18 protein-coding genes are annotated in these 20,048 nt (G+C 53.4%); 12 read left to right on the forward strand and 6 right to left on the reverse strand.

The features are described 5' to 3' along the window. Positions 1-89: 89 nt before the first annotated feature. From TOLA_RS15670 to TOLA_RS15680, 3 genes are read left to right on the forward strand one after another with little or no spacing between them, the layout of a single operon-like run. A complete protein-coding gene (locus tag TOLA_RS15670; protein ID WP_041609561.1) occupies positions 90-1,007 on the forward strand; it encodes an AAA family ATPase in 918 nt (305 codons plus the stop codon). Further along, positions 1,004-1,978: a DUF58 domain-containing protein gene (locus TOLA_RS15675; RefSeq protein ID WP_015880091.1), complete on the forward strand. Its 975-nt coding sequence runs from the start codon at positions 1,004-1,006 to the stop codon at positions 1,976-1,978. Before TOLA_RS15670 ends, TOLA_RS15675 begins: the two co-directional genes overlap by 4 nt. Beyond that, on the forward strand, positions 1,965-3,965 hold the full coding sequence (locus TOLA_RS15680; RefSeq protein WP_015880092.1) for a transglutaminase TgpA family protein: 2,001 nt from the start codon (positions 1,965-1,967) through the stop codon (positions 3,963-3,965). The genes TOLA_RS15675 and TOLA_RS15680 overlap by 14 nt, the downstream gene beginning before the upstream one ends. On the opposite strand, the gene TOLA_RS15685 is transcribed toward TOLA_RS15680, so the two are convergent. After that, the gene (locus TOLA_RS15685) at positions 3,966-4,325 is read right to left on the reverse strand and encodes a DMT family protein (RefSeq protein WP_015880093.1); all 360 of its coding nucleotides are present in this window, start codon (positions 4,323-4,325) and stop codon (positions 3,966-3,968) included. A gap of 203 nt (positions 4,326-4,528) precedes the next feature. On the opposite strand from TOLA_RS15685, the gene TOLA_RS15690 reads away from it, so the two are divergent. The 3 genes from TOLA_RS15690 (at position 4,529) to TOLA_RS15700 (ending at position 8,112) form a co-directional block, all read left to right on the forward strand. Then, positions 4,529-5,956: an alkaline phosphatase gene (locus TOLA_RS15690; RefSeq protein ID WP_041609562.1), complete on the forward strand. Its 1,428-nt coding sequence runs from the start codon at positions 4,529-4,531 to the stop codon at positions 5,954-5,956. Between the two features lie 21 nt (positions 5,957-5,977). Further along, positions 5,978-7,351, forward strand: a complete 1,374-nt coding sequence (locus TOLA_RS15695; RefSeq protein WP_015880095.1) for an alkaline phosphatase — start codon at positions 5,978-5,980, stop codon at positions 7,349-7,351. A gap of 74 nt (positions 7,352-7,425) precedes the next feature. After that, a complete protein-coding gene (locus TOLA_RS15700) occupies positions 7,426-8,112 on the forward strand; it encodes a hypothetical protein (RefSeq protein WP_015880096.1) in 687 nt (228 codons plus the stop codon). Between the two features lie 37 nt (positions 8,113-8,149). Here TOLA_RS15700 and TOLA_RS15705 read toward each other — a convergent pair whose 3' ends face one another. Further along, positions 8,150-9,670 (reverse strand): YifB family Mg chelatase-like AAA ATPase, encoded by a 1,521-nt coding sequence (locus TOLA_RS15705; RefSeq protein ID WP_015880097.1) that lies wholly within the window; start codon positions 9,668-9,670, stop codon positions 8,150-8,152. 204 nt (positions 9,671-9,874) lie between these two features. On the opposite strand from TOLA_RS15705, the gene TOLA_RS15710 reads away from it, so the two are divergent. Both TOLA_RS15710 and TOLA_RS15715 read left to right on the forward strand, forming a co-directional pair. Continuing rightward, positions 9,875-10,771, forward strand: a complete 897-nt coding sequence (locus tag TOLA_RS15710; RefSeq protein ID WP_015880098.1) for an MBL fold metallo-hydrolase — start codon at positions 9,875-9,877, stop codon at positions 10,769-10,771. An 83-nt stretch (positions 10,772-10,854) separates the two neighbouring features. Then, positions 10,855-11,817 (forward strand): GlxA family transcriptional regulator, encoded by a 963-nt coding sequence (locus tag TOLA_RS15715; protein WP_015880099.1) that lies wholly within the window; start codon positions 10,855-10,857, stop codon positions 11,815-11,817. 121 nt (positions 11,818-11,938) lie between these two features. Here TOLA_RS15715 and ulaR read toward each other — a convergent pair whose 3' ends face one another. The 4 genes from ulaR to ulaG all read right to left on the reverse strand — a co-directional run bounded on the left by ulaR (position 11,939) and on the right by ulaG (position 15,686). Continuing rightward, positions 11,939-12,694 (reverse strand): HTH-type transcriptional regulator UlaR, encoded by a 756-nt coding sequence (gene ulaR / locus TOLA_RS15720; protein ID WP_015880100.1) that lies wholly within the window; start codon positions 12,692-12,694, stop codon positions 11,939-11,941. 90 nt (positions 12,695-12,784) lie between these two features. Beyond that, positions 12,785-13,657 (reverse strand): L-ribulose-5-phosphate 3-epimerase, encoded by an 873-nt coding sequence (locus TOLA_RS15725; RefSeq protein WP_015880101.1) that lies wholly within the window; start codon positions 13,655-13,657, stop codon positions 12,785-12,787. Between the two features lie 16 nt (positions 13,658-13,673). Next, positions 13,674-14,498: a Cof-type HAD-IIB family hydrolase gene (locus TOLA_RS15730; protein ID WP_015880102.1), complete on the reverse strand. Its 825-nt coding sequence runs from the start codon at positions 14,496-14,498 to the stop codon at positions 13,674-13,676. A 120-nt stretch (positions 14,499-14,618) separates the two neighbouring features. Next, the gene (gene ulaG / locus TOLA_RS15735; protein ID WP_015880103.1) at positions 14,619-15,686 is read right to left on the reverse strand and encodes an L-ascorbate 6-phosphate lactonase; all 1,068 of its coding nucleotides are present in this window, start codon (positions 15,684-15,686) and stop codon (positions 14,619-14,621) included. 522 nt (positions 15,687-16,208) lie between these two features. Here ulaG and TOLA_RS15740 point away from each other — a divergent pair. From TOLA_RS15740 to TOLA_RS15755, 4 genes are all read left to right on the forward strand, one after another. Further along, positions 16,209-17,975, forward strand: a complete 1,767-nt coding sequence (locus TOLA_RS15740; protein WP_015880104.1) for a PTS ascorbate-specific subunit IIBC — start codon at positions 16,209-16,211, stop codon at positions 17,973-17,975. 48 nt (positions 17,976-18,023) lie between these two features. Next, the gene (locus TOLA_RS15745) at positions 18,024-18,503 is read left to right on the forward strand and encodes a PTS sugar transporter subunit IIA (protein WP_015880105.1); all 480 of its coding nucleotides are present in this window, start codon (positions 18,024-18,026) and stop codon (positions 18,501-18,503) included. A gap of 38 nt (positions 18,504-18,541) precedes the next feature. Next, positions 18,542-19,240: an L-ribulose-5-phosphate 4-epimerase gene (locus TOLA_RS15750; protein WP_015880106.1), complete on the forward strand. Its 699-nt coding sequence runs from the start codon at positions 18,542-18,544 to the stop codon at positions 19,238-19,240. 134 nt (positions 19,241-19,374) lie between these two features. Next, positions 19,375-20,019 carry a 3-keto-L-gulonate-6-phosphate decarboxylase UlaD gene (locus tag TOLA_RS15755; RefSeq protein WP_015880107.1) on the forward strand — a complete coding sequence of 215 codons (645 nt, stop codon included), beginning with the start codon at positions 19,375-19,377 and terminating at the stop codon, positions 20,017-20,019. Positions 20,020-20,048 lie beyond the last annotated feature (29 nt).

Below are 20,048 nucleotides of genomic sequence, written 5' to 3' on the forward strand. Positions count from 1 at the left end.
AAATTATCTTCATTTGAGCCAAAACCAATCCCTCTATATGCTTACTGAACCGGCCCCTATACTTACAAGCAGCCGGTCATTGCCCGTTAATGGAGTATTTTGTGCAACAGCGTATTCAAGCGATTTTAACTGAACTGAACCGGGTGATTCTGGGCAAGGAAGAGGAGATCCGGCTGGCCGTCTGCTGCCTGCTGGCCAAAGGGCATCTGCTGATTGAAGATTTGCCCGGCATGGGGAAAACCACGCTGGCGCACGCACTGGCGACCGTAATGGGGCTGGACTATCAGCGGGTACAGTTTACCTCGGACATGCTGCCGGCCGATCTGCTCGGGGTCTCGGTGTTTGAACAACAGAAAGAGTTCGTCTTCCACCCCGGCCCGGTGTTTACCCAGGTGCTGCTGGCCGACGAGATCAACCGCGGCAGCCCGCGCACGCAGAGTGCCCTGCTGGAAGCGATGGCCGAGCGGCAGGTCAGTATCGACGGCGAAACCCGGGCACTGCCGGAACCGTTCTTCGTGATTGCCACGCAAAACCCGCAGGATCAAGCCGGTACTTATCCGTTACCGGAATCGCAGCTCGATCGTTTCCTGATGCGCATCGAACTGGGTTATCCGGATAAAGCCACCGAAAAGCGCATGTTGCTGCAAACCGGTACCGTGACGGTTGCCCCCCTGCTGGACAGCCAGCATTTGCAGCTGATGCAGCGGCAGGCCACGCAGGTCAAGGTCGCCGATGCCGCACTGGATTATCTGCTCAGTCTGGTGCATGAAAGTCGCTATGGTGCTATCACGCCGCACGCCCTGTCGCCGCGCGCCAGTCAGGCACTGCTCAGTGCCGCCAGGGTCTGGGCTTATATGGCCGGACGGGATTATCTGTTGCCGGATGACATTCAGGCGATTTTTGCCCCGGTCGCGGAACACCGGCTGCGCAACGGCTACAGCAGTGCGATGGGCAACCGTAATAGCTTCAGCCGCGCACTGCTGGAACGGGTGGATCCGGTACGATGAATCCTCTGCAGAAACTGCGGCAGCGGTGGCAGCAGCGGATAGCCGACTGGCTGGATAGACGGATACCACCGGCCAGTCAGGTACGTCTCGATCGGCATAATCTGTTTATCTTTCCCAGCCGCACCGGCTGGATCTATCTCTGCCTGACCGCGGCCATTTTTCTGCTCGGCTCCAACTATGAAAATAATCTGGTGCTGGCTCTGGCTTATCTGCTGTTCAGTCTGTTTGTGATCTCCATTTTTCACTGTCATCAGAATTTAAACGGCCTGATCGCCGAAGCGGTGACCTCACCCACCGGGTATGCCGGACAATCGCTGCGTTTTGCCGTACAACTGCAGACCGACCGCCCCCGCTACGATCTGCAACTCAGTGCCGCGGGCGGTCTGGGTGAACATCTGCCGGAGCTGCAAAACCGCGAACAGGCGGGGGTTACCTTTGTCACCTCGCAGCGTGGCTGGTTGCGGCCGGGACGGCTGCGCATCTCCAGCCACTGGCCGCTCGGTCTGCTGGAATGCTGGAGCCAGCTCGATCTGCGGCAAACCGGTCTGGTCTATCCGCAACCCCTGCTGTGTGATGTTCAGCTACAGTCGGATGAACAGCTGTCGGCTGATTCGGATGCTACGGCATCACCGCATCAGACCGCCGGGATGGATGAAATGCAGGGCGTCCGCCCCTATCGTCCGGGCGAATCGCTCAGTCAGATAGCCTGGAAACAGGTCGCGCAGGGACGTGGCATGGTCAGCAAGGAATTTATGACTCCGCTCCCCGCCCAGTGCTGGCTGGAACTGCATAAAACCTCCGGCACGACGCTGGAAGAACGGCTTTCCCGGCTCTGCTACCAGGTACAGACGCTGGAACAGCAGGGCGTCCGCTACGGTTTACTGCTCGGTCAGCAGAGTATTCCGCCGGGCGAAGGCAGTATGCATCAAACGGCTTGTCTGACGGCGCTGGCACTCTATGAAAACAACTGAAAACCTGTCGGTCACCCTCGGGCCACAAACCCTGAACTGGCTCAGTCTGAGCTATCTGCTGATGGTACTGCCGCTGTACAGTGAACTGCATCCGGCAATTTATGGCTGCGCGTTGCTCACCATCGGCTGGCGTTACGCCATTGCCCGCAACCGCCTGAAGCCACCAGCTGCCCTGCTGAAAAACGGGCTGGCACTGCTCGGTATGGGATTTATTGCCTACCTCTGGCGCGGTGAGGGTTTTCTGCCGGCGATGTTTAATCTGCTGGTGCTGGGCTGTACGCTGAAGTTTCTCGAATTTAGCAGCCGCCGGCATCTGAGCCTGCATGTGCTATCGCTCTATTTTCTGACCGCGCTGGCATTTATCTATCATCAGGGGCTGGCATTCACGCTCTATCTGCTGCTGGTTGCCGCCATTAACGGTATTGCGCTGGTGTCGATTTATCAGACCAACAGTTACCGCGCACAGTGGCAGCTGGGGTTGCGTCTGCTGCTGCAGAGTCTGCCTCTGATGGCGCTGTTATTCCTGCTGATCCCGCATGCCGGGCCGTTGTGGCGGCTGCCGGACATCAAAAGTGCCACTACCGGCCTGAATGACGAAGTGACTCCCGGCGATATCGCCCGGCTCTCCCGCTCCAGTGCGCTGGCATTCCGCGCCAGCTTTGACGGCACACTGCCGGCGCCGACCGAACGTTACTGGCGGGCACTGGTGCATGAAGAATTTGATGGCAAAACCTGGCGGGTTCATCCCGTACAGCAGCAGTGGCAGCAACGGCAGGCCAACCCGTTTACCGCGTCCAGCCCGCTGAAAAACCGGATCAACTGGACGGGTCCGGCCACGACCTACCGTATTATCGCCGAACCTACGCAACAGCACTGGCTGTATAGTCTGGATTTCTCGCGGCCTGAATCTGAGGAAGTCTTGCTGACGCCAGCCATGACGCTGTATGCCGCAAAGCCCTTACAGCAAAAACAGCTGTTTCCGCTGACCTATTTCCCGCAGACCGCAGCGCAAACCGCCTTAACGAACCACCAGCGACAAATTAACCTGCAGTTACCCGCCAGTCTCAACCCGCAGACACATCTGCTCGCGACCGAGCTGCGCCTGCAACATCGTGACGACCGTGATTTTGCCCAAGCCGCGATGCACTATTTTGCCGGCCATGGCTTCAGTTACACGCTGGAACCGCCCCTGCTGCAGGGCAATGACCAGATCGATGACTTCCTGTTCGGCAGCCGCCGCGGCTTCTGTGCCCATTTTGCCAGCAGCTTTACCTTCCTGCTGCGGGCGGCGGGTATTCCGGCCCGCATGGTGACCGGTTATCTGGGCGGGGAATATCACGCACAAGGCAACTATCTGAGCCTGTATCAGTTTGATGCACATGCCTGGACGGAAGTCTGGCTGGATAACCGCTGGCAGCGTTTTGATCCGACGCTGATGGTGGCACCCGAGCGGGCCAGTCGCAGTATTGATGAGATCCTGCCGGCCGGAGAAACCCGGCTGCGCGATCCGTTCAGCCTCGCCAGTTACCGGCACCTGCTGCTGATTGCTGAACTGCATGCCTTCCTGGCCGATATCGATTATCGCTGGACTTCCTGGGTACTGAACTACAACAACCAGTCGCAGGAAAAACTGCTGCAGGCACTGTTTGGCAGCCGCCTGTGGGGACGGGTCTTCGCCATGATCGGTGGCATGATTATGGTGATCGGGCTGGCGCTGGGGATCAACTGGCTGGCGAGAAACCGGGCAAAAACCGATCCGCTGCTGCAGGCCTACCTGCAGGCCTGTCGTCGGCTGGAAAAACAGGGCATCAGCCGGGAGTCGGGAGAAACGCCATCGGCGTTATTGCAGCGTCTGCAACAAGCCGGACATCCGGCCGGTGACATCATGCGACAAATCACGGAAACCTATCTGGCGGCCCGTTACGCCGGCGCGGCCGTGCATAGCGCGCGCCGTAAAATCAGGGAGCTAAGCCGACAGCTGAGATAATCAGATCGCCGCCATGATCTTTTCACGGAAGATAAAGAACACGGCGCCCAGCATGCAGAGTGCAGCCCAGAGATAGTCGAGCTTGATCTCTTCTTTCAGATAAAACACGGAAAATGGTACGAAAATACCCAGTGCGATCACTTCCTGCATGATTTTCAGCTGACCGACACTCAGTGCGGTATGGCCGATGCGGTTCGCCGGCACCTGCAGCATATATTCAAACAGCGCAATGCCCCAGCTCACGATGGCCGCGATGATCCACGGCTTGCTGCTCATGTCTTTCAGATGACCATACCAGGCGAAGGTCATAAATACGTTACTGCACATCAGTAACAGCATACTGGTTAAAACGGGATTCACGTCACACTCCGGTAGTTATAACGCCGCGGTTATAACGCCATCAGCCGGAAAATGGAAGTGATACAAAGCAAATAAACCCGCAGTTTCAGACATCCCGACCGATTAAAAAATATACGCCTTCGCTAAAACCTCATAAATCTGAAACCAAACCGTCATCAGAAGTAGTTACTTTCCCGATACATCTTCATAACGGGCTTATAACGATGAATAGAATGACTTATCTGGCTGCATTTCTGACTGCCGGTTGTTTTATTACCGGTTGCAACAGCGATAGCAGCTCCAATGACACGACCACCGAAGTAACCACACCCAAGCATGTCCTGTTCTTTCTCGGCGATGGCATGGGAATTACCACGTTAACGGCGTCCCGCATTTATTCGGTGGGCGAAGATGGCACCACCACGATCGACACGCTGCCGGAAAGCGCCTTTATCAAAACCTACTCCAACGATTCGCAAGTCACCGATTCTGCGCCCTCCATGTCGGCCTATATGACCGGCGTCAAAAGCAATAATGGCGTTATTTCCATGAATGCCGAAGCGACGCAGGAAGACGATTGCAGCACCAGCAAAGGCAGCGCTGCCACCACCCTGCTGGAACTGGCCAAAGCCAAAAGCTGGGGCACCGGCGTCGTCACCAGCACCCGCGTCACGCATGCCACTCCGGCGGCAACCTTCGCGCATATCTGTAACCGCGATCTGGAAAACGACATCGCGACACAACTGGTACCTGGCGGTGCCGGCTTCAACAGCAAACTGGCAGACGGCCTCGATGTCATTCTCGGCGGTGGCCGCAGACAATTCTTCTCTGCCACCAATCTGAGTGGCGGACGCAGTGACGGACGCGACCTGATCACCGAACTGCAGGCCAAGGGCTACACCTACGCCGGCACCAAAACCGACATGGCCGCGGCCGATAACAGCAAAAAGCTGATTGGTTTATTCAACAACAGCCATCTTTCCTATGATCTGGATCGTCAGCAAGACAGCAGCTCAACCGAGCCGTCACTGACCGAGATGACCGAAAAAGCCATTGATGTGCTCAGTAACAACAAAAATGGTTTCTTCCTGATGGTGGAAGGTGGCCGCATCGACCACGCCCTGCATGACACCAATGCCAAACGGGCACTGCAGGATACCGTGGCGTTTGATAATGCCATTGCCGCCGCCATCACCAAGATGAAAACCATCGATCCGGAACTGAAAAACACGCTGATTGTGGTGACCGCCGATCATGATCACACGCTGGTTCTGAACGGTTATGCGCAACGTACCGGCAAAACCACCGACAGTCAGCCGGGTGTACTGGGCCTGGTGAAAAACTATTCTGGTACCACCGCCGGCGAAGCAAGCCGTGATGCCGATGGCGCACCTTACTCCATCATTGGGTTCGGTAATGGTTCCAATCGTGCAGACGGTGCCCGTAACACGGTGCCGGAGCTGACCGATGAGACCGTTTCTGCCGATGATTACCGTCAGGAAGTCGTGGTTGAGGTCGGGGAACCGGGCAGCGAAACCCATGGCGGCACCGATGTCTTCCTCGGCGCCATGGGCATGGGTGCTGATGATTTCCATGGTGTGATCGAAAACACCGCGGTGTTCAGCAAAGTCAAAACCATCGCCGGCTTGTAATCAGATATCCAGGAGAAAATCATGCTGAAACCATTATTACTAAGCTGTGCGATCGCTGCGGCGTTAACCAGCTCTCTGACGTATGCCGCTCCGGCCAAAAACGTTATTTTCTTTCTTGGTGATGGTATGGGCCCGACCACACTGACGGCCGCCCGCATCTACAAATATGGCGAAGAGGGTAATCTGCAGATGCAAAATCTGCCCTATACCGCCCGTCTGAAAACGTATTCCAATGATGCCCAGACCACCGACTCCGCGCCGTCCATGGCGGCGTATATGACCGGCGTCAAGATGAACAATGAAGTCATCTCGATGAGCGCGGACACCACGGCAGTGGCACCGGGCAAAGACAGTAACGGCAATAAAACCCTGAATAACTGCACGACCGAGAACGGAACGGCAGCCACTACCCTGCTGGAGCTGGCCAAGGCGCAGGGCAAAGGCACCGGCTCGGTAACCACCACCGAACTGACGCATGCCACACCGGCGGCGACATTCGCCCACATCTGCCACCGTGATACACAATATGAGATCGCCACGCAGGCCGTTCCCGGCGGTGCAGGCTTTAACAGTGCACTCGGTGATGGCGTTGATGTGCTGATGGGTGGCGGTGCCAATCACTGGACGCCGTATTCTGCCACCAATACCAAAGGCCGTGCCGATGGCCGTGATCTGACGGCTGAACTGCAGACTCACGGTTATAGCTATGTCACGGATAAAACCGCCCTGCAGACCATAGACAGCAGCCAGACCAGCAAGGTACTGGGTTTGTTCAGTAAAACCTCACATCTGGCGTATGAGCTGGATCGTGTCGCCGACAGCACCAATACACAACCTTCGCTGGCCGAAATGACCGCGAAAGCGATCGATATCCTGTCGAAAAATGACAAGGGTTATTTCCTGATGGTGGAAGGTGGCCGTATCGACCACGCACTGCACGGCACCAATGCCAAACGTGCGCTGGAAGATACCGTGGCGCTGGATGAGGCGGTCAAAACCGCGCTGGCGAAAGTCGATCTTACCGATACGCTGATTGTGGTTACCGCTGACCATGACCACACCATGACCATGAATGGTTACTCTGCGAAAGGAAACCCGATCCTGGGTCTGGTGGCGGATAAAGATGGCAATCAGGCGACCGATGTCGATGGTCGTCCTTATACCACGCTGGTATTCGGTAACGGCAGCAACCGTCAGGCAACCCGCCCTGATCTGACCAGCGAGCAGGTACAGGCGGATGATTATCTGCAGGAAGCCGGCATCCGTTTATCCTCTGAAACCCATGGCGGCGGCGACGTGATGCTGTTTGCCAATGGTGCCGGTGCCAACAGCTTCAAAGGCACGATGGAAAATACCGCGGTCTTCTCATTAGTTAAATCAGCCGCCGGTTATTAATCCGCAACAACAGAATAACGCGGGGACAATACCGGAAACGGTGTTGTCCCCCGCGCCCTGAGCAAGGAAAAATTATGCGTCATATCTTTATTCTTCTGGGGTTGCTGAGCGCCCCCATGCTAAGCAGTGCCAGTGAATTACCACCGGTAGATGCCATTATTCACTACACCACCACCGAAACCACGGAAGAAGGCGTCGTTAAGACGCTGCGCTATCAGGACCGCTGGATCCGGGATGGCCAGACCATCTGGAGTGAGCGGCTGATCCCGGCAGGCATCCGCACCGAGGCAGAACACAATGAGCATAATGAAATGCAGGCGCCGCATGATCATTTCAATTATCAGACATCGGCACAATGGCTGACCCATAATGCCGATGGCTCTCTGACCCTGAACTATGTCGATCCGGTCCATAAAGCGATTGTGTATTACCCGCCGGGTGAATACGGACAGGCCAATTTTGTGCCGGACTGGACACTGCATGCGCACATCTTTAAACCGGCCGCGCTGCAGAAAATGACCCGGCTGGATAAACCCGCTCCCGCCGGTGCGACCTGGTATAAGCAGGAAAACAAAGAAACCGAACTGACGCTATTGTGGTCAGACACGTTGCAGATCCCGCTGTCGCTGGAGAAGAAAGCCAAAAATGGTTTCCATCATTACCAGATGCAGATTGAACCCGCAAAGCAGGCCGCAACGCCACGCCCCTGGCTGACCCTGGCCAAATATGAGAAAAAAGAAGTCAGCGATTTCCTCGACTGATCCCCGTGTTCCCGGCTCGGCATCTGAGCCGGGAGACTCAGAAACGCTGTGTTTTCAGCCGCTGAAACAACCGGTCCATCGCCCGGTAGCCCAATGCCTCGATCAGATGCTGGCGCTGGATCTGCGGCTCGCCGGCAATATCGGCAATGGTGCGTGAGACCTTCAGCAGCTTGTGCCACGCCCGCAACGACAAACCTAACTTGTGAATGGCATTTTCCAAAAACTGCGCGTCTTCGGTGAGCAGAGCACAATCCCGCTCAATCTCGCGGCTCTCCAGCATCGCATTCAGTTTCCCGCTGCGGGCGAACTGCCGCTCGCGGGTTGCCATCACCCGCGCCCGGATGTCCGCGCTGCTTTCGCCGCGTTCCGCTTTCTGGCTCAGACTGCCTTTCGGCAACAGCGGGATTTCCACCGTCAAATCAAAGCGATCGAGAAACGGGCCGGAGAGTTTGCCCAGATAACGCAGCACCTGTTCGGGGCTGGCCCGCTGCTGGTCATCCAGATGCCCGCACGGGCTCGGATTCATCGCGGCAATCAGCTGAAAACGCGACGGAAACTCCATCTGCCGGGCGGCGCGGGAGATGGTGATATGTCCGGTCTCCAGTGGCTCACGCAGGGAATCCAGTGTTCTGCGTTCAAACTCCGTGAGTTCATCCATAAACAACACCCCGTTATGTGCCAGCGAAATCTCGCCGGGACGGGGTTTACTGCCGCCACCCACCAGCGCCACGGAAGAAGCACTGTGATGCGGTGAGCGGAACGGCCGGAGTTTCCAGTTCACCTTGCCGGGGTTAAGACCGCCAATCGAATGCAGGGCCGCGGTTTGCTGCGCCTCTTCATCGCTCATTTCCGGCAAAATACCGGGCAGACGGCTCGCCAGCATACTTTTCCCGGTACCCGGCGGCCCCATAAACAGCAGATGATGTTGCCCGCTGGCCGCAATCTCCAGCGCCCGTTTTCCGGTCTGCTGACCAATCACATCCTGCAGATCTGCCACCGGCGTTAAGTCCGCTTCACCGGCCACACTTTCGGCTACCGGCAACGCCTGTTCTCCGGCCAGCCAGCCACAAACCTGCAGCAAGGAATCACTCAGATATGCCCGGTATTGCTGGATCAGGCTGGCTTCCGCGCCATTCATGCGCGGTACCACCAGTGTGCGCCCGGCCCGTCCGGCAGCCAATACCGCCGGCAACACACCTAACACCGAACGCACATCGCCGGTTAATGCCAGTTCACCTAAAAACTCATACTCCGCCAGTAACTGATCCGGGATCTGCCCGGAAGCCGCCAGAATGCCCAGCGCAATCGCCAGATCGAACCGACCGCCCTCCTTTGGTAAATCGGCCGGCGCCAGGTTGACGGTGATGCGTTTGGCGGGAAACTCGAAATTGCCGTTGATCAGCGCGCTGCGCACCCGATCACGCGATTCCTTCACCGACGCTTCCGGCAATCCGACCATATTAAACGCCGGTAAACCATTACTGAGATGAACTTCGACAGAAACTAAAGGGGCATCAATGCCCAGACTGGCACGGCTATAGACAACGGCAAGTGACATGCAAAACTCCGGATGCGATTTTGCTCTGACACTAACCAACGGCTGCCATGAAAAACAGCCGTCAGATTTGGCGGGAGTTCGGAACTACAACCAATCAAAGATGACCCAATACCATCGAATAATGGCTATTAGGCCAATATCTGGCCCGAGGCATTGTCTCCATAATAACCAACATCATCGATATGAAATAAACCGGAGACAAAGATGCAACTCAGAAAAATGGCCTATGTATTCATGGCATTCGCAACCCATCTAACTGCTGCAAACTCATTTGCGGCTGAATCAGTTAAAACGATGACCGGCACAAATTATTCGGCGGTGCAATTACAAGAAATCCGTAATGCGACGGTGAAAATCACTTATGCCGATACCACGTTTTTAATTGACCCGATGCTGTCAAAGAAAGGAACGTATCCAGGATTTGAAAACACCTATCGCAGTGAATTGAGAAATCCGTTAGTTGAACTCCCCATGTCAGAAGATGATGTTCTTAACGGTGTGGATGCGGTAATTGTGACGCATACCCACTTAGATCATTGGGATGATGCAGCACAGAAACTCATTCCTAAAAACATGCCGCTATTTGCTCAGAATCAGTCTGATGCAGACATTATTCGCAAACAAGGGTTCAAGAATGTTCGCATTCTCGATAGTCATACCGTATTTGGTGGTGTCACGCTCAGTAAGATCGGTGGGCAGCATGGCACTGATAAAATGTATGCAACGCCGATGATTGCTCAATTGCTTGGCGAAGCAATGGGCGTGGTATTCCAATCACCTCAGCATAAAACTTTATATTTAGCGGGTGATACCATTTGGCGTCCTGAAGTGGATCAGGCACTGGAGCAATTCAAGCCAGAAATCATTGTGCTGAATGCCGGATATGCCCGAATTTCCGGATTTGATAATTCAATTATCATGGGTAAAAACGATGTTCTGAAAACGTCAAAGCTGATGCCAAAATCGAAGGTGGTTGCAGTACATATGGATGCCATCAATCACATGAGTCTGTCGCGTAAAGAGTTGAAGCAATTTGTGGATGCAAATCGGATCGACAGCCATGTCGCGATCCCTCAAGATGGTGAAATTCTGAAATTCTAATCAATGAGCCACCTTCGCGGTGGCTTTTTGCTGTGATAAATTTTGCCTGTAGCGAAATCGCTAACTGTGATTGGATAAATTGAATGCCAGCAATTCGTGTCGTCATTTTGGCCTTTGAAGGAGTCAGCCTCTTTCAGCTTTCCATTCCTGCGATGGCCTTTGGTGTTGTCTATAAACCGTCAGACTTTCCGGCCTATGATGTTCGATACTGTGCACAAAATCCGGGGCGGCTCTGTAGTGATCAGGGCATTGTCATTGAGGTTAACCATGGCCTTGATGCCATGGATGATGCGGATGTCATTATTATTCCCGCCTGGCCCGACCCGAATACTCCAGCACCCATTGAGATTATCGATGCATTAAAAAAAGCGCATGCAAAAGGGATCTTAATTGTTGGGCTATGCCTTGGCGCCTTTGTACTCGGCGATGCCGGGCTGCTTGATGGCCGGGAGGCGACAACGCATTGGATGGCGCGTGATATTTTTGCACAGCGATTTCCACTATCACATTTTCGCCCTGATGTACTTTATGTTGATGATGGGAACATCATCACTTCTGCCGGGACTGTTGCGGCGATCGATTGCTGTTTACATTTGGTCAGACAACGACACGGTGCAGAAGTGTCGAACCGCATCGCCAGATTGCTGGTGACACCGCCACACCGGAGTGGCGGACAAGTACAGTACATCGAACGCCCTATTCCACAGTTACCTACCGGAGATCGTCTCGTCAACGTCTTGGAATGGGCTCGTCAGAATTTATCTGAAAATTTATCACTCGACTTGTTAGCGGAAGTGGCAAATATGAGTCGAAGAACGTTCACCAGACGTTTCAAGGAAACGACAGGAACAACAGTAACTCAATGGCTCAATTCAGCGCGTGTTGTGAGGGCTCAAGCGTTACTTGAAACGACCGATCTGTCGATTGAGCAGATAGCCTATGATGCGGGATTTGGTACGCCCTTATCATTTCGTCAGCAGTTTAATCATCAGCTTGGAATGCCGCCATCCGAATATCGACGTACCTTTTCTCAAAAAATTTCGTAAAGCGATAAAGCCTGTACGGCAGAAACACTGCGATGCGGGGCCCGGTACAGCTTGATGTAACCAACGGCTGCCATGAAAAACAGCCGTCAGATTTGGCGGGAAGATGAAGAGACGCGGCGCATTAAACCAGAATAATCTCGCAGCCTTTGGCGCGCAGGGCATCCAGCACTTTCGGATCGGCATTCTTTCCGGTGATGATGTAATCCATCTGTTCGGCTTTACTGAACAGCACGCCGCCGCGCTGACCAATCTTGCTGCTGTCCACTAATGCCACCAGCTTACCGACATTAGCGAGCATCTTCTGTTCCGCCATTGCCGTCAGCATATCAATTTTATACAGGCCATCTTCGGTCAGGCCTTTACCACTGGTAAACATCCAGTCGCCGGTATAGATACCGGAAAGCTCATCCTGCGGACCCAGCATGATGGATTGATCGCGGTGATACTGACCGCCAATAATCAGCACCTTCTCATGCTGATGCTCAATCAGGTAACTGGCCAGCGGGAAATAGTTGGTAATCACCTGCACATCCATACCGCAGAGATGCTGACCAAGCAGAAATGCGGTCGAACCACAGTTAATGACAATGCTCTGACCGGGCTGGCACAGTTTTGCGGCGGCGATGGCAATCCGGGTTTTCTCATCGTGATTAACACTCTGTTCGCTGTCCATCGGCGACCAGTGATTTTTAGCCACCGAGACTGCCTCAGCCCCGTTGCGTACCTTGCGCAATTGACCGGACTCATTGAGCTTATTGATATCGCGCCGTGCCGTTGCCGGAGAAATATCAAAGGCCTGGATCAGTCCTGCGACCGTCATATGCCGCTTCTGTTGAAGAAGCTCAATAATTGCATTATGTCGTTGTGCTTCTGTCATAGCCTGCTCACTTATGATTACTAATGAGTATTATGATTACATCATACTCATGTTGATAATAAATATCATCATCTAAAGGCGCGACACAGATCACGCCAATGCCATGCCAGCTTCCTGACTCATGCTTTCTAAACGGGATTTTGCCAGGCGAAGATTGTTCACCCAGTGTTCATCCTGTGCCCACATTTCCAGCACCATCGGACCGTTATATTGCATTTCAGCTAAGGTGCGGAAAATGGCAGGGAAATCGACCTGACCTTCCCCGATAACCAGATCCCGGAACTGCCCTTTACAGTCAGACGATACTTTACGGGTATCTTTCAGGTGAATTTGCACGATGTGTTCGCTGCTGAGTTTGAGTTCAGTACAGGTGTCGTAATTCCAGCCGGTGATGTTGCCGACATCCGGATAGGCCATGAAATAAGGCGATGGGATCGCTTTTTTCAGCACCTCGAATTTGCTCAGGGAATTCAGATACGGGGTATCCATAATTTCCACACCGAGCATGACGCCGGCCCGTTCCGCCATCTTGGTGGCCGTTTTCATCCCTTCGATAAAACGCAGATGCGTGGCCGGGCTTTGCGGCTCGTAATACACATCGTAACCGGCGAGCTGAATGCAGCGGATACCGAGCTTGTATGCCAGATTAATGGCCTTTTCCATGATGTCATGCGCCTGCTGACGAATAGCCGGATCTTCTGAGCCAAAAGGAAAGCGGCGGTGTGCGCTCAGACACATGGATTGCAACGGCAGACCGTATTTTTCGCACAGATGGCGCAGGCGATAGATTTCGTCATCACTCCAGTCTAAACGTTGCAAACGCTCATCGGATTCGTCGACTGAAATTTCAATAAAATCAAAGCCAAGCTCCTTTGCCATCAGGATTTTTTCTTCCCAGTCCAGGCTGTTCGGCAATGCTTTTTCGTACAGGCCCAGACGGAATGGTTTATCAAAATTGTGCATGGCGGGACTCCATCAGTTAGACGCCAAAATATTCCTGCAACACATCCAGAATGCCCTGTCCGTTGTTGCTTTCTTGGGTGATGCGGTCAGCGACGGCTTTGACTTCATCCTCGGCATTCGCCATGGCAACGCCGAGACCGGCCATCCTGAGCATGGAAATGTCGTTATGGTTGTCACCGATCGCGATCACCTGTGCCGGGTCAATTTGATGCTGTGCGAGAAACTCACTCAGGCGGGCACCTTTGGTATTGCCACGGCGGGAAAAATCGATACGGTTGACCCACGATTGTTCACCGGTGAAATTCGCCTGCACCCAGTCCAGCTGAGCAAAGGCGGTGATCCGTTCGATGTCGCCTTCCGCGACAAACTTCCAGACATACTCGCTGTTCGCCAGTTCCTCTTCGAAGGAAGAGACGCGCGCAATCGCCGGACGAATAGTCGCCGGAAAGGTCTCCGACCAGCGTTCCAGAACTGACATATAGGCAATCGGATTTGAGGCCGACAGCGCCATGCGATCCGTCACATACATCACCAGATTTAGCTCATGCTGTTGTGCCAGTTGCAGGAATTGCCGGGCGGTGTCGTGCGGAATAGCATTTTCAGTCAGGACAGAATTAGTTTGATAATCATAGATATAAGTGCCGTTACAGCTGATTACCGGCGTGGTCAGCCCTAATTCGTGATGATAAGGGCGGGCGGCGGTATGGTGACGACCGGTGACCAGCAGCACCATCACTTGCGATGGCAAGCGACGGATGGCGTCGCGCACCGCAGGTAAAATCTGATAATCGCTGGTCAGCGTAGTGCCATCCAAATCCAGCGCTAGTACACGATATGACAAGATGGCACTCCTTATTGTTTGTTACGGCAGAAAAGACGACACGGCGACAGGCGGCCAACCTCTTTGGGTGCGAACCAGAAACAGGCACAACGTATCGCCGTGTAACGTCAATTCCTCTCCTTACAGGAAAGACTTGTACGGCAATTCCGGATCGTCGATGAAGATGTCATCAAATCCGCGCGGATGCTGGTAATGCAGCTTGGCCTGATCGGTCGGATAGGTATATTTACCGCCCACCTGCCAGAAGAATGGGCGGAAGCCATAGTTCAGCCGCTCTTTCTTCATGTTCCACAGCACTTCGATTTCGCGTGGATCGCTCTGGAAGTTTGCCCAGATGTCGTGATGGAACGGGATCACCACATTGGTTTTCAGTGATTCGCCGGCACGCAGAATGTCTGACGAGGTCATCTTGTCAGTCACGCCACGCGGGTTTTCGCCATACGACAGCAGCGCCACGTCGATCTGATTGTCGTTGCCGTGTTTGGCGTAGTAGTTGGAGTAGTGCGAGTCGCCGGAGTGGTAAAGATTGCCACCGGAGGTTTGCACCAGGTAGTTGACGGCGCGCTGATCCATGCCATCCAGAATGTCTTTATCCAGGGAAGAAGTGCCTTGCGGCAAGGTCACCAGTGCCGTACGGTCGAAGGCATCCAGCACTTTGATGGTGATATCACCCACCGGAATTTCATCGCCCACTTTCGCCACGATGCAGCGTTCTGCCGGCACACCCCATTTGGTCCACAGATCCACACACGCCTGCGGGCCGATAAATTTCACATGCTTGCCGCAATTCTGCAGCACAGACGCGGCAACATTGATATCGATGTGATCGGCATGATCATGCGTCGCCAGTACCGCATCGATGTCTTTGATTCCAAAAGGATCGAGCACAAACGGCGAAGTACGCAGGTTCGGCTGCAGATTGCGCACGCCACCCATGCGCATCATCTGATGCTGTTTATTCATCAGCGGATTACCGTGGCTGCGTTTGCCGGTGCCACACCAGAAATCGATCGAGATATTGGTGTTACCCGCCGATTTCAACCAGATACCGGTACAACCGAGCCACCACATAGCAAAAGTATTGGGTGCTACTTTTTCCTGTGCGATCTCTTCATTTAACCAGGTACCCCACTCTGGGAAGGTACTTAAGATCCAGGATTCGCGGGTGATTTCATCAATCTTGCTCATTGGGTAACTCCTGTTGATACGAAAACAATGTATGAATGAGTCTGCATCTGGTGACTGAACAAACAATCAATCATGATGCGCTTTCTTTTTCGTGAAAGTACTCATCGCGTGATTACTTGTGAACATGAAATGACTATATCAATGCTTTCGTGATTATCAATGATTATTTGTGCCTTTGTGTGATTCAGCTTGCAGATTTATTGCTCACATTAATTAACTAAAAGACAACACAATGAATAATAAGGCTTTATTTTATTGCCGAATAAGGGTCCACAGCTACAGACCTGTACTGAGCCCTTGATTCAAATAATCATCACGCAATAATTTATAAACAAAATGAACGAGAGATCGCTCACATAAAATCACAAAGAATCTTTTGATGATTCCCTATGATTGCTAAGGTTACTTGGCGAACAGAAACAGGCGTGTGGTGATGAGGCTGTGTCGGTCATGATGTGCGACCAGAACCAGAAAGAGTTACCAGTCCTATCAGCATGTGAATCCATATAACGGAGCATCATCATGGAAACCCTGTATAACATTTTTTATATTTTTTACAGCCAGGTAATGACCAAAGCGCCGCTGCTACTCGGTATCGTTACCTGCATTGGCTATCTGCTGCTACGCCGCGACACCACCACCGTTCTGAAAGGGACAACGAAAACGATTGTTGGCTTTATGCTGGTTCAGGTTGGTTCCACCACACTGGTTGCAGGCTTTAAACCCGTCGTTGAAAAAATCGCTGAGTATCACCATCTGGTGGGTTCCGTTATCGACCCGTACACCACCATGATGGCAACCATGGAAACCATGGGGGATAAATATTCCTGGGTCGGTTATGCCGTTTTACTGGCGCTGGGACTGAATATTCTGCTGGTTGTGTTCCGACGCTATACCGGGATCCGCACCATCATGCTGACCGGGCATATCATGTTCCAGCAGGCCGGTTTAGTCGCCGTGTTCTATCTGGTGCTGGGTACTTCCATGTGGGAAACCATCATCTACTCCGCCATTATCATGGCGCTGTACTGGGGTATCTCGTCTAACATCATGTTCAAACCGACCCAGGCTGTAACGGGCGGAGCCGGCTTCTCGATTGGTCACCAGCAACAGGTTGCTGCCTGGATCGCCACCAAAGTTGCACCGAAACTGGGCAATAAAGAAGACAGCGTGGATAACCTGAAACTGCCGAAATGGCTGCATATCTTCCATGACAGCATTACCGCCACCGCGATTGTGATGACCGTGTTCTTCGGCATCATTCTGTTGTCCTTCGGTCTGGAAAACCTGCAAAAAATGGCCGGCCCGACCCACTGGTCGATCTACATTCTGGAAACCGGGCTCAAGTTTGCCGTGGCGATCCAGGTGATTGTGGCCGGGGTGCGCATGTTCGTGGCTGAACTCTCCGAAGCCTTCAAAGGTATCTCTGAACGCGTGATTCCAAATGCCGTGTTAGCCATCGACTGTGCCGCCATCTACGCTTACTCACCGAATGCCATGGTGTTTGGCTTCATGTGGGGTGCGATTGGTCAGTTCCTGGCGGTGATCGCCCTGTTACTGGCGCAGGCACCGATCATGATCATCCCTGGCTTTATCCCGATGTTCTTCTCGAACGCGACCATTGGTGTGTTTGCCAACCATTTCGGTGGCTGGAAAGCGGTCATGAAGGTCTGTTTCGTGATGGGTATTATCGAAGTCATCGGTTCTGCCTGGGCGATCCATCTGTTTGCTGAGCAGGGAACTGCTTTCAACGGCTGGATGGGGATGGCTGACTGGGCACTGATCTTCCCACCTATCATGCAGGGTTTGTCATTCTCTTCTTACTTCTTCTTCGTGTTGCTGGCTGCTGCCGGGGTCTACATGTTCTTTGCATCACGCACATTGCGTGCAGAAGAAGATGCTGAAGCAGCCGCTGCGGCGGTCGCACCAACAATTGCGGCAGTACCAATGGCTACACCGGTTTCTGATGACGCTGTATCTGCTGTAACCAGCCGTGCCATCCGGATTCTCGCGGTCTGTGGTAACGGTCAGGGTTCATCCATGATGATGAAAATGAAGATTGGCAAATATCTGGAACAAAAAGGTATTCCGCATGTCATGGATTCCTGTGCAGTGTCGGATTACAAATCAAAACTTCAGTCGACCGATATCATCGTTTCTTCCAAGCATTTATCCGGAGAAATGGATCCGGGCGAAGGCAAGTTTGTCCTCGGCGTACAGAACATGCTGAACCCGAACTCTTTTGGCGACGAGCTGCTGGGACTGATTAAAAACAACTTTGCACAGTAATTATCAATATTGAGGCCAGTCCGCCGGGCTGGCCGCTGAGGAGGCAAAATGAATTTCAAGCAATCTTTGATCGATAACAATTCCATTCTCTTGCAAACCAGCGCCACTGACTGGCGCGAAGCGATCAAACTGGGTACCGATATGCTGATTGCATCCGGTGCGGTTGAACCCAGCTATCACAAGGCCATCATCAGCAGTATCGAAGCACATGGCCCTTATATCGTGATTGCCCCCAATTTCGCGATGCCACATGCCCGTCCGGAAGATGGCGTCAATCACACCGCATTTGCGCTGGTGACGCTGACCACCCCGGTTTACTTTGAAGGCGAAAGCGAGCCGGTGGATGTGCTGGTGACGCTGGCTGGCAGCTCTTCTGATCAACATATGCAGGGTTTGATGGAAGTGACGCAGGTGCTGGATGATCCGACCAGTGATACCGGCATTAACCTGGACAAATTACGTCAGTGCCGTAGCAAAGAAGATGTGTTTCAGGTTATTGACGCCGCATTGTGTGCGACTGCCGCCTGAAAGGGTGACCGTTAAACAACGGCAATAGGAGATTCGTGATGTTTCAAGAATTAAAACAAGCGGTTCTGGAAGCCAATTTAGAATTACCAGTCCATGGTCTGGTCACCCTGACCTGGGGCAATGTCTCGCAGGTTGATCGTCAACGCGGCGTGATAGCCATCAAACCTTCGGGTGTCAGCTATGAACACATGACGGCGGACGACATCGTCGTAGTCAGTCTGGAGGATGGCCGCGTCATCGAAGGCCGCCTGAATCCATCCAGCGATACCGCCACCCATCTGGTGCTCTACCGCGCATTCCCCGGCATCGGTGGCATCGTGCACACCCATTCCCGCAATGGCACTATCTGGGCACAAGCTGGGATGGATATTCCGGCGTTAGGCACCACGCATGCCGATTATTTCTACGGCGATATTCCCTGCACCCGCCCGCTGACGGAAGCCGAAATCAGCACGGAATATGAAGTAAACACCGGCAATGTCATTGTCGAGCTATTCCAGCAGCGCGATCTCGATCCGGCTGCCGTTCCCGGTGCCCTGATCACCGGCCATGCCCCTTTCTGCTGGGGTAAAAACGGCGTCGATGCAGTACATAACGCCATCGTGCTGGAAGAAGTGGCCGCCATGGCGCTTTCAACCCGCTCACTCAACAGCCAGATCCATATTCAGCAGGCGCTGTCGGATAAGCATTACTTCCGCAAGCACGGGGCGAATGCCTATTACGGACAGCGAACCTGAGCCTGTCTCGGCTAAAACCGATCACTGATTAATAAACACTTTCATTGAAATTACTACGGATGTCCGTGGTTTGGTTGCCTACACCCGAAAAAGCCAGATCACGCCACATTCAATGACTAAAGGAATTAAAAATCATGACTAAACCATTATTACAAATCGCTTTGGATTCAACCGATCTGGCCAGCGCAGTGACTATCGCTAACAGCGTAGAAAGCTTCGTCGATGTCATTGAAGTCGGCACCATTCTGGCATTTGCCGAAGGCATGTCGGCAGTCAGCACCCTGCGTAAACGTCATCCGAACCATATTCTGGTTTGTGATATGAAAACCACCGATGGCGGCGCGATTCTGGCGCGAATGGCGTTCGAAGCGGGTTCAAACTGGATCACTGTTTCAGCAGCGGCACACATCGCGACGATTGAAGCGTGTAAAAAAGTGGCGGATGAATTTGGCGGTGAAATTCAGATTGAACTGTATGGCAACTGGACACTGGCCGATGCGCAAAAATGGGTGGATCTCGGCATCAAACAAGCGATCTACCACCGCTCCCGCGATGCGGAATTGGCTGGCGTGAACTGGACGCCGGACGACCTGAGCCGTATGCGCGCACTGTCAGAGTTAGGGCTGGAAATGTCGATCACCGGTGGCATCGTGCCGGAAGATATCCATCTGTTCCAGGGCATCCGCGCCAAGACATTTATCGCTGGTCGTGCACTGGCCTCTGCCTCAGGCAGAGCGACCGCTGAAGCACTGAAAGCTGAAATCAACAAATACTGGTAAGCCACTGATTGCGGCAGTCGGAACGGCTG

Source organism: Tolumonas auensis DSM 9187 (assembly GCF_000023065.1).
Classification (GTDB): domain Bacteria; phylum Pseudomonadota; class Gammaproteobacteria; order Enterobacterales; family Aeromonadaceae; genus Tolumonas; species Tolumonas auensis.